This is a genomic window from Actinoplanes sp. NPDC089786 (assembly GCF_040684855.1).
Classification (GTDB): Bacteria; Actinomycetota; Actinomycetes; order Mycobacteriales; family Micromonosporaceae; genus Actinoplanes.
In genome coordinates this window covers 931,807-944,138 of sequence record NZ_JBFBGU010000001.1, presented here as the reverse complement: position 1 = coordinate 944,138, position 12,332 = coordinate 931,807, and the positions used below count along the sequence as shown (strand labels likewise).

The 12,332-nt window shown below is 71.6% G+C and carries 12 protein-coding genes; 2 read left to right on the top strand and 10 right to left on the bottom strand.

Annotated features, from left to right (window positions below; genetic code table 11):
* Positions 1–46: 46 nt before the first annotated feature.
* Positions 47–1,123 (bottom strand): adenosine deaminase, encoded by a 1,077-nt coding sequence (locus AB0O15_RS04600; RefSeq protein ID WP_364313959.1) that lies wholly within the window; start codon positions 1,121–1,123, stop codon positions 47–49.
* 29 nt (positions 1,124–1,152) lie between these two features.
* On the opposite strand from AB0O15_RS04600, the gene AB0O15_RS04595 reads away from it, so the two are divergent.
* Positions 1,153–1,986 carry a putative RNA methyltransferase gene (locus tag AB0O15_RS04595; protein WP_364317049.1) on the top strand — a complete coding sequence of 278 codons (834 nt, stop codon included), beginning with the start codon at positions 1,153–1,155 and terminating at the stop codon, positions 1,984–1,986.
* Here the strand turns inward: AB0O15_RS04595 and AB0O15_RS04590 are convergent.
* From AB0O15_RS04590 to AB0O15_RS04550, 9 genes are all read right to left on the bottom strand, one after another.
* Entirely contained in the window at positions 1,928–2,608 is a 681-nt protein-coding gene (locus tag AB0O15_RS04590) for a DUF4272 domain-containing protein (protein ID WP_364313956.1), read from the bottom strand. The genes AB0O15_RS04595 and AB0O15_RS04590 overlap by 59 nt on opposite strands.
* A gap of 6 nt (positions 2,609–2,614) precedes the next feature.
* On the bottom strand, positions 2,615–3,913 hold the full coding sequence (locus AB0O15_RS04585) for a thymidine phosphorylase (protein ID WP_364317046.1): 1,299 nt from the start codon (positions 3,911–3,913) through the stop codon (positions 2,615–2,617).
* A complete protein-coding gene (locus AB0O15_RS04580) occupies positions 3,892–4,611 on the bottom strand; it encodes a cytidine deaminase (RefSeq protein WP_364313953.1) in 720 nt (239 codons plus the stop codon). Before AB0O15_RS04580 ends, AB0O15_RS04585 begins: the two co-directional genes overlap by 22 nt.
* Positions 4,612–4,646: 35 nt before the next feature.
* On the bottom strand, positions 4,647–5,918 hold the full coding sequence (locus tag AB0O15_RS04575) for an ABC transporter permease (RefSeq protein ID WP_364317043.1): 1,272 nt from the start codon (positions 5,916–5,918) through the stop codon (positions 4,647–4,649).
* Between the two features lie 5 nt (positions 5,919–5,923).
* Positions 5,924–7,183: an ABC transporter permease gene (locus AB0O15_RS04570; RefSeq protein WP_364313950.1), complete on the bottom strand. Its 1,260-nt coding sequence runs from the start codon at positions 7,181–7,183 to the stop codon at positions 5,924–5,926.
* On the bottom strand, positions 7,180–8,649 hold the full coding sequence (locus tag AB0O15_RS04565; protein WP_364313947.1) for an ABC transporter ATP-binding protein: 1,470 nt from the start codon (positions 8,647–8,649) through the stop codon (positions 7,180–7,182). The genes AB0O15_RS04570 and AB0O15_RS04565 overlap by 4 nt, the downstream gene beginning before the upstream one ends.
* Before the next feature lie 226 nt (positions 8,650–8,875).
* Positions 8,876–9,958, bottom strand: coding sequence for a BMP family ABC transporter substrate-binding protein (locus tag AB0O15_RS04560; protein WP_364313944.1), 1,083 nt, complete (start codon positions 9,956–9,958; stop codon positions 8,876–8,878).
* Positions 9,959–10,171: 213 nt separating this feature from the next.
* The gene (locus AB0O15_RS04555; RefSeq protein ID WP_364313941.1) at positions 10,172–10,429 is read right to left on the bottom strand and encodes a hypothetical protein; all 258 of its coding nucleotides are present in this window, start codon (positions 10,427–10,429) and stop codon (positions 10,172–10,174) included.
* Between the two features lie 64 nt (positions 10,430–10,493).
* Positions 10,494–11,483: a hypothetical protein gene (locus AB0O15_RS04550; protein ID WP_364313938.1), complete on the bottom strand. Its 990-nt coding sequence runs from the start codon at positions 11,481–11,483 to the stop codon at positions 10,494–10,496.
* A gap of 102 nt (positions 11,484–11,585) precedes the next feature.
* On the opposite strand from AB0O15_RS04550, the gene AB0O15_RS04545 reads away from it, so the two are divergent.
* Positions 11,586–12,176: a TetR/AcrR family transcriptional regulator gene (locus AB0O15_RS04545; RefSeq protein ID WP_364313936.1), complete on the top strand. Its 591-nt coding sequence runs from the start codon at positions 11,586–11,588 to the stop codon at positions 12,174–12,176.
* Positions 12,177–12,332 lie beyond the last annotated feature (156 nt).

The window sequence follows — 12,332 nt, the reverse complement described above, 5'->3', positions numbered from 1 at the left end:
GGCAACCCGGATCGCGCATTCCGCCATGCGCGAAAATTTCTCGGTTTCAGCCCAGCAACTTGGCGTAGGCGGGCTTGATCACATCGGTGATGATGGCGAGCCGCTCGTCGAACGGGATGAACGACGACTTGAGCGCGTTCACCGTCAGCCACTGCAGATCGGCCCAGCCCCAGCCGAACGCCTCGACGCACAGTGCCATCTCGCGGGAGAGGGTGGTGCCGCTCATCAGCCGGTTGTCGGTGTTCACGGTGACCCGGAACTGGAGGTCGCGCAGCAGCCCGATCGGGTGCTCGGCGATCGACGGCGCGGCGCCGGTCTGCACGTTCGACGACGGACAGAGCTCCAGCGGGATGCGCTTGTCGCGGACGTACGCGGACAGCCGGCCCAGGATCGGGTCGTTGCTCGTACCCGTGATGTCGTCGACGATGCGCACACCGTGACCGAGCCGGTCGGCGCCGCACCACTGGAGGGCCTGCCAGATCGACGGCAGGCCGAAGGCCTCGCCGGCGTGGATGGTGAAGTGGAAGTTCTCCCGCTGCAGGTACTCGAACGCGTCCAGGTGCCGGGTGGGCGGGTAACCGGCCTCGGCGCCGGCGATGTCGAAGCCGACCACGCCGCCGTCCCGGTAACGCACCGCCAGCTCGGCGATCTCCTGCGAGCGGGCGGCGTGGCGCATCGCGGTGAGCAGCGCGCCGACCCGGATCTGCCGGCCCTCGGCGGCCGCCTCGGCCGTGCCGTCCCGGAACCCGGCCAGCACCGCCTCGACCACCTGATCGAGGCTAAGGTCGCGCTCCAGGTGAAGTTCCGGGGCATAACGCACCTCGGCGTAGACCACCCCGTCGGCGGCCAGGTCGAGCGCGCACTCGCGGGCCACCCGGTGCAGCGCCTCCTCGGTCTGCATCACCGCGACGGTGTGCGCGAAGGTCTCCAGGTAGCGTTCCAGCGACCCCGAGTCGGCCGCGGCGGCGAACCACGCGCCCAGTCGTTCCGGGTCGGTCTCGGGCAGGGCGTGCCCGACGGCCCCGGCGAGCTCGACGATGGTCGCGGGGCGCAGACCACCATCCAGGTGGTCGTGCAGCAGCGCCTTGGGTGCCTTGAGGATGTCGGCGTGCGAGATGGCCATCCGATGACTTTACGGGGGTGGGGCGAGTGTTGGACGGCGCATTGCCGTACCTGCGGTGCCCTGTGTGCGACGACACGTTGAGTCACGGCGCCGAGCGCACCCTGCGCTGTCCGCGGGGTCACGCTTTCGACATCGCCAAGCAGGGGTACGCCAACCTGACGCGTGGCCGGATGCCGCACGAGGGCGACTCCGCCCCGATGATCGAGGCCCGCGACGCCTTCCTGGCGGCCGGCCACTACGACTTCATCCGGGCGGCGCTCACCGACGCGGCTCCGGTGGTCGACGGCCTCGTCCTGGACGCCGGCGCCGGCACCGGCTGGTACCTCGCCGCCCTGCTGGACCGGCACCCGCAGACCACCGGGCTGGCGGTCGACGTCTCGAAGCCGGCGCTGCGCCGCGCGGCCAGGGCGCACCCCCGCGCCGCCGCAGTGCTCGCCGACCTCTGGCAGCCGCTGCCGGTGGCCCGGGCCGATCTGATCGTGAACGTCTTCGCGCCGCGCAACGGCCCGGAGTTCGCCCGGCTGCTGCCGCCCGGCGGGATCCTGCTGGTGGTGACCCCGGCCGCCGACCATCTGCACGAGCTGGTCGCGGAGCATGGCCTGCTGTCGGTCGACCCGGCCAAACGGGAGCGGCTGGCCGAAACGCTGTCCGCCTTCGCGCCGGAATCCGTCACGACGGTCCGTCGCCGCCTCACCCTGACCGGCGCCGAGGTGCGCACGCTGATCGACATGACGCCGAGCGCCCGGCACGTGTCGGCCGACCCGGACGGCGGAACGGTGACCGCGGCCGTCGACGTCACCGTGTTCAGACGCTCAGATCGACCTCTTCCCAGTCCGGCGGCCGCTCGTGGAACGGACCGGTGAACACCACCGCCCATTCGAGAGCCCACCGCCGCTGCCCGATCGCGTTGCCGTTGATGTCGCCCGGCAGCGGCCGCCCGTTCTGTTCGGCGTCCTGGAACGCCCAGTCCAGGCAGTAGTAGAGATCGAGCAGCACGGCCGCCTCGATCGGGTCACGCGGCGACATCAGCGACCGCGACCGCCAGCTGTCGAAGGCCTCCCCGCTGGGCAGGTCGGGCATCTGCTGCATCAGCCGGTCCTCGGGCGGCGCCGTCGGGTCCAGGTGCCGGGCCAGGCCGAGCAGCCAGGACAGCGCGAACACCGCGTCGTGGTGCAGCACGAACGACCGGTGGTCGCCCTTGGCGCCGATCACGAACTCCCACTCCGGCGGGGTGACCTGTTCGACCAGGTGCGAGCCGAGCAGCCAGTGCATGGCGGCCTCGGTGGGCATCCCGAAGCAGCGGGCCACCACCACGTGCAGCACCGCCGCGCGGGCCTCGATCTCGGCGGTCGGGCGCAGCTCGACGGAGTCGCCGGGTTCCCAGACCAGGGGGAAGCCGGCCGGCGGTAGCTCGAGTCCGAGGCGGTCGACCTCGTCCAGGCTGGCCTTGCGTACCGCTCGGGGGTCGGGTGCGGCCTTGTTCATCGGTGGTCAGGCGATCCGATCGATCAGGAGCGATGAGGGTACGGGCGGAGCGCCATCGTCCACCACGATGGCCCCGGCCACCAGATCGCGGGCCGAGGCGAACCGATCCGGTTCGTCGGTACGCAGCTCGCAGAGCGGATCGCCGGCCCGCACGGTGGCGCCCGGCTTCACCCGGAGCACCACGCCGGCCCCGAAACTGACCGGATCCTCCTTGCGGGCCCGGCCCGCGCCGAGCCGCCAGGCCGCGACGCCGACCCCGTACGCGTCGATCGAACGCACCACCCCGTCGGCCGCCGCCCGCACCACCTCGGTCTCCCGCGCCTCGGGCAGCGGCGCCGACGGGTCACCGCCCTGGGCCCGGATCATCGACCGCCAGGAGTCCATCGCGGCCCCCGAGGCCAGCACCTCCGCCGGGTCGGCGTCGGTCAGCCCGGCCGCGTCGAGCATCTCCCGGGCCAGCGCCAGGGTCAGCTCGACCACGTCGGCCGGTCCCCCACCGGCCAGCACCTCGACCGACTCGGCCACCTCGACCGCGTTGCCGACGGCCAGCCCGAGCGGGGTGCTCATGTCGGTGAGCAGGGCGACGGTCCGCACGCCGGCGGCCGTGCCCAGGTCGACCATGGTCCGGGCCAGCTCGCCCGCGGTGACGGCGTCCTTCATGAACGCGCCGCTGCCCACCTTGACGTCCAGGACCAGCGCGCCGGTGCCCTCGGCGATCTTCTTGCTCATGATCGAGCTGGCGATCAGCGGGATCGACTCGACCGTCCCGGTGACGTCACGCAGGGCGTACAGCTTGCGGTCGGCCGGTGCGAGGTCGGCGCCGGCCGCGCAGATCACCGCGCCCACGTCGCGCAGCTGGTCGCGGAACTCGGCGCCGGTTAGCGACGCCCGCCAGCCCGGGATCGACTCCAGCTTGTCCAGCGTGCCGCCGGTGTGGCCGAGGCCCCGCCCGGAGAGCTGCGGCACGGCGGCGCCGCAGGCGGCCACCAGCGGGGTCAGCGGCAGCGTGATCTTGTCGCCGACGCCGCCGGTGGAGTGCTTGTCGGCGGTCGGCCGGCCCACGCCGCCCAGGTCCATCCGCTCGCCGCTGGCGATCATCGCGGCGGTCCACCGGGAGATCTCCCCCGGGGTCATCCCGCGCAGCAGGATCGCCATGGCCAGCGCGGCCATCTGCTCGTCGGCCACCACCCCCTGGGTGTACGCGTCCACCACCCAGTCGATCTGCGCGTCACTGAGCACCTGGCCGTCGCGCTTGGCCCGGATCACGTCCACCGCGGCGAAGGTCACGAGGGCTCCTCCTCCCAGCGGACGTCGATGCCCTCGGGCGGGGAGCCCTCACCGGCCCAGGACAGGCCGCCCGACGCGTCGACGACCACGATCCGAGGGGTACGCACGCGGCCCCACTCGACCGCGTCGGCGGTGGCCGGGAAGTTCGGGCCCTCCTCGAGCACGCCCTTCTCGGCGTCGACGGCGTCCGAACTGCCGGCCGAGCGCTCCCAGTACGCCGTCCACACCTGCTCGCCGCCGGCCAGGTCGGGGTGGACGAACACGGTCCCGCGACCGCGCCACTTGGCCAGCGCGGTCGGCACCTCGGGCACCGGCGTCGCGCCGGTCACCTTCTCGATGTCGGCCGGCCCGAACGCGTCCGGCAGCAGCTCGGACATGCGCAGCGGGCGCGGGGTGGCCTCGACCAGGCAGTCCGGCCCGCCGTGCTCGTACAGCAGCTGACGGCAGCGGCCGCACGGCATCAGCGGCGAGCCGGTGGCGTCGACGCAGGACACCGCGACCAGCCGGCCGCCGCCGGTGGCGTGCAGCGAGGTCACCAGGCCGCACTCGGCGCAGAGCCCGACACCGTACGACGCGTTCTCGACGTTGCAGCCGACCACCACCCGGCCGTCGTCGACCAGCCCCGCGACCCCCACCGGGAAGTCCGAGTACGGCGCGTACGCATGCCGCATGGCTTCGATCGCGGCTTCCCGCAACCCGGCCCAGTCGATCTCCATGTGGCTGATTCTGCCAGTCCCGGCTGTGCTCGTTGTCAGCTCTTGACGTATGGCACGCCGTCGGCCGCGGGCGCGCGGACCCGGCCGACCAGACCGGCCACCGCGATGATCGTCGCGACGTACGGCAGCATGCCCAGGAACTGGCTCGGCACCGGACTGTTGATCGAGCTCAGGAAGAACGTCAGGTTCTGGGCGAAGCCGAAGAACAGCGCCGCGGCCAGGGCGCCGAGCGGGGTCCACCGGCCGAAGATGAGCGCGGCCAGGGCGATGAAGCCCGCCCCGGAGGTCATGTTCTTGGTGAACGAGCCGGCCCCGATCAGCGTGAAGTAGGCGCCGCCGAAGCCCGCGATCACGCCGCCGACCAGCACGTTGAAGTAGCGCAGGCCACGGACCCGGATGCCGACCGTGTCGGCCGCGGTCGGGTGCTCGCCGACGGCTCGGGTGCGCAGGCCCCAGCGGGTGCGGGACAGGCCGAAGTGGATGGCCACGACCAGGATCAGCGCGATCCAGACCAGCACCGTGGTGTTGAACAGCACCGGCCCGATCACCGGGATGTCGGCCAGCCCGGGCACCCGCCAGGTCGGCATGTCCGGCGGCTCGTTGTACCGGGCCGCTTCCGGCTGCATCAGCCGCTCGTACAGGAAGCCCGTGACGCCGAGGGCGAGCAGGTTGAGCACGATGCCGACGACGACCTGGTCGACCAGGAAGCGGATGGCCAGCACGGCCAGCAGCGCCGCGATCAGCACCCCGCCCAGCGCCGCGCTGAACAGACCGGCCCAGACGCTGCCGGCCATGGTGCCGACCAGCGCGGCGAAGAACGCGCCCATCAGGAACTGACCCTCGATGGCCACGTTGACCACGCCGGATCGCTCGCCGAGCACACCGGCCAACGAGCCGAGGATCAGCGGCAGGGCGAAGACCAGGGCGCCGTTCGCGGCGTCGACCAGCGACATGAACTGGCCGGCCACCTGCCAGCTCAGGAAGGACAGCACCAGCCCGGCGATGCCCAGGCCGAGGAACGCGGTCCGCCGGCGCTGGGCCACCCCGGCCAGCAGCAGGCCGCCGAAGACGACCGTGATCACGCCGAACAGGATCGCGCCGAGCTGGCCGTTGATGGAGAGGGCCGGGCCCTCGTTGCCGGGGCTGAGCGTGAACCGGGCGGTGGCCGACTTGGCGACCGCGCCGAACGCGATCGCGGCGGCCAGGCCGAGCAGCACCAGCGCGGCGCCCAGCCGGCGGTGCCGGTCCCAGAACCGAGGTGGGGCGGGCGCCTCGACCCCGGCCACATCTGCCGTTGCGGTCGACAACCCGCTCACCAGCCCTTCGCCATCGAGGCGCCGAGCCGCGCGGAGCGGGCGGCGCGCAGGTGGAAGATCGTCTTCACCAGGGCGGGCGCGGCGATGAAGACCACGATCACCGCCTGGACCACGGTGACCAGCTCGATCGAGACGCCGCTGAACGACTGCATCCGGTTGCCGCCGGCGCGCAGCGCGCCGAACAGGATCGCGGCCAACAGCGTGCCCCACGGCCGGTTGCGTCCGAGCAGCGCGACCAGCAGGCCGTCGAAGCCGATGTTGCCGGCCACCGCCGGGGTCAGCGTGTGTGCCGTGCCCAGCACCTGGGTCGCGCCGCCGAGCCCGGCCAGGCCGCCGGCCACCACCATGAGCATCGTGTACGTCCGGGCCACGCTGATGCCGGCGGTCCGGGCCGCGGCCGGGTTGGCGCCGACCGCCCGCAGCTCGAAACCGAACGCCGACCGGTTGAGCAGCCAGGCGACGCCGGCGGTGACCAGCACGGCCAGCACGATGCCGAGGTGTACGCGGACCGGCCCGCCGATCGAGGCGAGCTGGGCCGAGGCGTCCACCGGTTTGCTGATCGCGTCGGTCCGGGCCGGGTTCTGCACGCCCTTCTGGATGATCAGCCAGCTCAGGAACAGCCCGGCGATGTAGTTGAGCATGATCGTGATGATCACCTCGTGGGCGCCGGTCCGGGCCTTGAGGATGCCCGGCAGGAAGCCCCAGGCGGCGCCGCCGATCAGACCGGCCACCAGCGCCACCACGGCGTGGATGACGATCGGCATCGGGAACGCGAACCCGGCCACGGCCGCGGTCACGCAGCCGATGACCGCCTGGCCCTGACCACCGATGTTGAACAGGCCGCCGCGGAAGGCCAGCGCCACCGACAGGCCGGTGAAGACCAGCGGCGCGGCGTACGTGAGGGTCTCCGAGAGCGGGGTGATCGCGGCCTGCCAGGTGCCGCTGCCGTCGGCCCACGCGGAGATCGCGGCCGGGTCGAGGATCGCGCCCTTGAACAGATCGGCGTACGCCGTGCTGACCAGGTTCCAGCTGCCGGTGAGCGCGTCGCTCGGCCGGGCGGTGAGGTAGGCGAAGGTGGCCCGCACCTCCTCGTCCGAGACGATCATCAGGATCGCGCCGATGACCATGGCGAGCACGATCGACAGTACGGTCACGGTGACCGTGTTGGCCGACCAGAGGTTGCGCACGAAGTGGGCGACGAAGGACTCTTCCTTCGGCTCCCCGGTCTTCTCGGTCTTCTCGGTGACGTCGGTCATGCCGCGTCACCGACGATGCCGGCCATCAGCAGACCCAGCTCCTCACGCGGGGTGTCCGGCGGTACGACGGCGAGGATCTTGCCCCGGTACATGACCGCGATCCGATCGGCCAGCCCGACCACCTCGTCCAGCTCACTGGAGACGACCAGCACCGCGGTGCCGATGTCGCGCTCGTGCATGATCCGGCCGTGGATGAACTCGATCGAGCCGACGTCCACGCCCCGGGTCGGCTGCGCCGCGATGAACAGCCGCAGCGGCCGCGACATCTCCCGGGCCACCACGACCTTCTGCTGGTTGCCGCCGGAGAGCGTGCCGACGGTGGCGTCCGGTGACGAGGTGCGGATGTCGAACTGGTCGACCCGTTCCCGCGCCGCCCGGGCGATCGCGCCCGGGTTCAGACTGAGCGCGTTGCCGTAGGGCGGCCGGTCGTACATGTCGAGCACAAGGTTCTCGGCCACCGTGAACTCCTTGACCACGCCGTCGAGGCTGCGGTCCTCGGGGACGTAACCGACCCCGGAACGGAGGATCTGCTTCGTACCCATGCTGGTCAGGTCTTCGTGGTCGAGGGTGATCGACCCGGCGCGCGCCTCGCGCAGCCCCATGATCGCCTCGACCAGCTCAGTCTGTCCGTTGCCCTGCACGCCGGCCACGCCCAGCACCTCGCCGGCCCGGACCACCAGGTCGACCCCGTCCACCGCGCGGACGCCCCGGTCATCCTCGACGACCAGGCCGGACACGGTCAGCACGTCCCGCCCGGCCTCGGCCGCGGTCTTGCTGACCTCGAGGCTCACCTGCCGGCCGACCATCAGCGTGGCCAGTTCGTCCTCGCGGGTGTCCGGGGTGGCGGTCCCGACCGTGCGCCCGCGCCGGATCACGGTGATCCGGTCGGCGATGGCCTTGACCTCCTTGAGCTTGTGCGTGATGAAGACGATCGACTTGCCCGAGTCGGAGAGCCCGCGCATCACCGCGAGCAGCTCCTCGGTCTCCTGCGGGGTCAGCACCGCGGTCGGCTCGTCCAGGATCAGCAGGTCGACGTCGCGGGTGAGCGCCTTGACGATCTCCACCCGCTGCTGCGCGCCGACCGGCAGGTCTTCGATCAGGGCGTCCGGGTCGACCGGCAGGCCGTACTTCTGGGAGGTCTCCAGCACGTCGCGCCGGTTGCGGCGGCGGTCGAGCCAGCCGAGCGGGCCGCCGCGGGTCTCCTCGGAGCCGAGCGCGATGTTCTCGGCCACGCTGAACACCGGTACCAGCATGAAGTGTTGATGCACCATGCCGATGCCGGCCGCGATCGCGTCCCGGGGGCTGCGGAACACCTTGGGCTCGCCGTCGACCAGGATCTCGCCCTCGTCCGGTTGGAGCAGGCCGTAGAGCTGGTTCATCAGGGTGGACTTGCCGGCGCCGTTCTCGCCCAGCAGCGCGTGCACCTCGCCGGGCTCGACGGTGATGTCGATGTGATCGTTGGCCACCAGGTCGCCGAAGCGCTTGGTGATGCCGCGCAGTTCGAGTCTCAGCGGATTCTCCCGGTGGCGTAAACGGTGCAGAGCCGCCGCCCGGTCGTGAGCTGAGCTGGACTCACGTACCGTGCGGCGGCCTGGATGCTACCTATCGAGGTTTGTTCACGACCTGCCTGGACCGACGCCGATCCGCAGGCCGGCCACGCGGTCTCCACCGTCGTGAACAAATCTCACAGGGCTACTTGGGGGAGCTGGCCGACTCCACCTTCACCGTGCCGGCGATGATGTCCGCCTTGAGCTTGTCGACCTCGGCCTTGAGCCCGGCGTCGACCTTGCTGTCGAACTTGTTGTAGGGCGCGATCGAGACGCCGTTGTTCTCCAGCGTGCCCAGGTAGCCCGGGTCGGCGTTGAGCGGCTGGCCCGCGCCACCGGCCGCGACGGCCTGCTCCACGGCGTCGGTGATGTTCTTGACCACCGTCGTCAGGAAGACGTCGCAGTACTGCTCGGCGCTCTTGCAGCCGTCCTGGTCGACCCAGATGATCGCGGTCTTGCCGCCGCCCGCCTTGGCCACGTCGGCGCTGCCCAGCCCGGTGCCACCGGCCACCGGCATGATCACGTCGGCGCCCTGCGAGACGAAGTTGTTGGCGATCGCCTTGCCCTTGTTCTGGTCGGTGAAGGACTCGGCGAACGTGCCGTTCTGTGAGGCCTTCGTCCAGCCGAGCACCTGGACGTTCTTGCTCTTCTGCTTGTTGTAGTACGCCACGCCGTCGGCGAAGCCGTCCATGAAGACGGTCACCGGCGGGATCTTCAGGCCGCCGTAGGTGGCCACCTTGCCGGACTTCGAGTAGCCCGCCGCGACGTAGCCGGCCAGGAACGCGGCCTGGTCGGTGGCGAACTGCATCGGGTAGACGTTGCTGGCGCCCTCGATCGCGCTGTCCACGATGCCGAACTGCTGGCTCGTGCTCTCGGCCGCGACCTTCTTGGTGGCGTCGCCCATCAGGCCGCCGACCGCGAGGATGAAGTTGCACTTCTTGGTGACGTAGCCACGCAGGTTGGGCTCGTAGTCGGCCTCGGCGGTCGAGGCGACGTACTCGGGCGCGATGTTGCTCTGCGCGGTTTTGGCCGCCTGCACGCCGGCCCAGGCCGACGCGTTGAACGACTTGTCGTCGATGCCGCCGACGTCGGTGACCATGCAGGCCTTGTATGGGGCTCCGGCGCCGGCACTGCTGCCGGAACCGCTCGGGGTCTCAACGGGAGCGTCGCCACACGCGGCAGCAGCGAGCGTGAGCCCACCGGCCGCGAGAATCGCAACGATCCGCATCCCACGTACTGGGCGCAAAACGCCCTCCTTCCACAGCACACCGAAGACTCGTGGTGAGTTCTCGGCCGCGAGCGTACGCGCAGGCCAGAGCCGCGTCAGGAAATCCGGCCGGACTGTTGGCGCACCGTTACCTCCGGGCGACCGCCCGGCGGACAGGCTGCGGCTTTCGGTGGAATCGGCGGGGAATTGCCCGGTGGACCGCGAAACGTGCCGTTAATCTTTCGGCGACGCGCCCTGGTCGGCGACGGATCGTTCGGCCCGCCAGGCCCGGACCCCGAGCACTCCGACGACGGTTCCGATGGCCAGCGAGGCGCCGATCAGCAGGGCGTGGATCCACAGGAACGCGGTGGGCGAGCCGCCGTCGAACGCCCGGTCGTCCCGCCAGATCGCCAGCCCGAACCGCGGCCAGATCAGCCAGGTCCAGACGCCCACCAGCACCAGGAAGACCGCCCATTTCCGCGAGATCACCACGCGGAGAGTATGGGCGGTCTTCGGGGTCGGGCGCTCAGCGGGCCGGCGCCTTCTCGGTCGGCCCTCAGTGGGCCGGCGCGTGTTCCGGGTCGGGCGTGGCGACCGGCGAGGCCTCCGTCGTGGCCGGGGCGGTGCGGCGACGGCCGAGGGCGGTCAGGACCAGACCCCCGATCGCGTACGACCCCAGCACGATCGCCGCGGTCAGCCCGCCGTGGCCGTCGAAGTAGGCGACCGACCGCAGCAGCGTCGCCCCGGCGCCGATCGGCAACGCCTGGCCGACCGCGCCCCACGGCTGGGGCAGCAGCTCGGGCGCCGCCGCGACCGCGCCGAGCGCGTTGCCGACCAGGAACATCGTGACCGCGCCGAGCCCCAGCCCGGGCCGGTCGAACATGGCGCCCAGACCGGTCATCGCGCCGGCCACGGCCAGGCCGAACAACCCGAGCACCCCGGCCACCGCGAGGTAGTCGCCAGGCAGCACGTCGAGCCACCCCTGCAGCACCGCCGCGCCGGCCAGACCGGCCGCGACCGCGTAGCCGAGCAGCGCGGTCAGCCGGGCGCCCCGGCGCCGGACGACGAAGAAGATCAGCAACCCGGCCAGCAGCGAGGTGATCGCGAGCGGCAGGAAGCCGGCACCGAATCCGGTGCCCCGCGGGTCACCGGCGTGCAGCGGAACCACGTCGACGACCTTGGCCTGCGGCCCGGCGGCCTGGCCGAGCAGGGCGGAGACGGTGGGACTGCCGGCCGACGCCACGTGCACCTCGGGCGCGGGGCCGGCCACGACGATCGCCCCGTAGACCGACCGGTCGCGGATCGCGGCGTCCGCGGCGGCGGCGTCCGGGAGCGTGGTGACCTCGAACGCGCCCGGGTGCTCAGCGGCCAGCTTCTGGGTGATCGCGGCGGTGGCCGGCGGCGGGCCGGCGACCGCGATCGGCAGGTCACGGGGCGCGAGGTTGGCGGCCGGGCCGGCGAAGAGCGGCACCAGCAGCGCCTGGAGCGCGACGACGACGAGGGCGATGAGCAGGCCCGCGGTCAGCGGAGTGCGGTGGGATCGCATCAGGGATCTCCTAAAACGAATGCTCGTTCTCTTTGACTTGCCCAGAATGCTCCCCGGCGTCGCCCGTAGTCAAGAACGAGCGTTCGTTTTACAGTGTGGGGCGTGCCACGCGTATCCGAGAACCACCTGACCGCCCGCCGCGAGCAGATCCTGGCCGCCGCCCGCGCCTGCTTCCTGCGCAACGGCCTGCATGCCACGTCGATGCAGGACCTGATCCGCGAGGCCGGCCTCTCGGTGGGCGCGGTCTACCGCTACTTCAAGTCCAAGAACGAGATCATCAGCGCGATCGCCGAGCAGGTCGCCGGCGGCATCGCCGCGCGCATCCAGGAGATCGCCGACCAGGAGCCGCCGGTGCCGCTGCCGGACGCCATGGAACAGGTGCTCGAGCTGGTCGACGCGCAGGTCGGCCCGGGCGGCAACTTCCCGCTGGGTGTGCAGGTCTGGGGCGAGGCGACGATCGACCCGGCGATCGGCGACATCGTGCGCGAGCGGTACGCGGCGATGCACGGCACCTTCACGCTCCTGGCCGAGCGCGCGGCCGAGCGTGGCGAGCTGCCCGCCGGCGTCGACCCCGAGGCAATGGCCGCGGTGCTGTTCAGCATGGTGCCCGGCTTCGCCCTGCAACGCATGATCATCGGCAAGCCTGACAAGGAGACGTTCGCCGCCGGAATGCGCGCGATCCTCACCCGCTGACCGCCGAGGTGACGCGTATAGGTGCGCAGAGCCCCGCCGTTCGCCCGGTTTGTCGCGCGAGTGACGCGTATAGGTGCGCAGAGCCCCGCCGTTCGCCCGGTTTGTCGCGCGAGTGACGCGTATAGGTGCGCAGAGCCCCGCCGTTCGCCCGGTTTG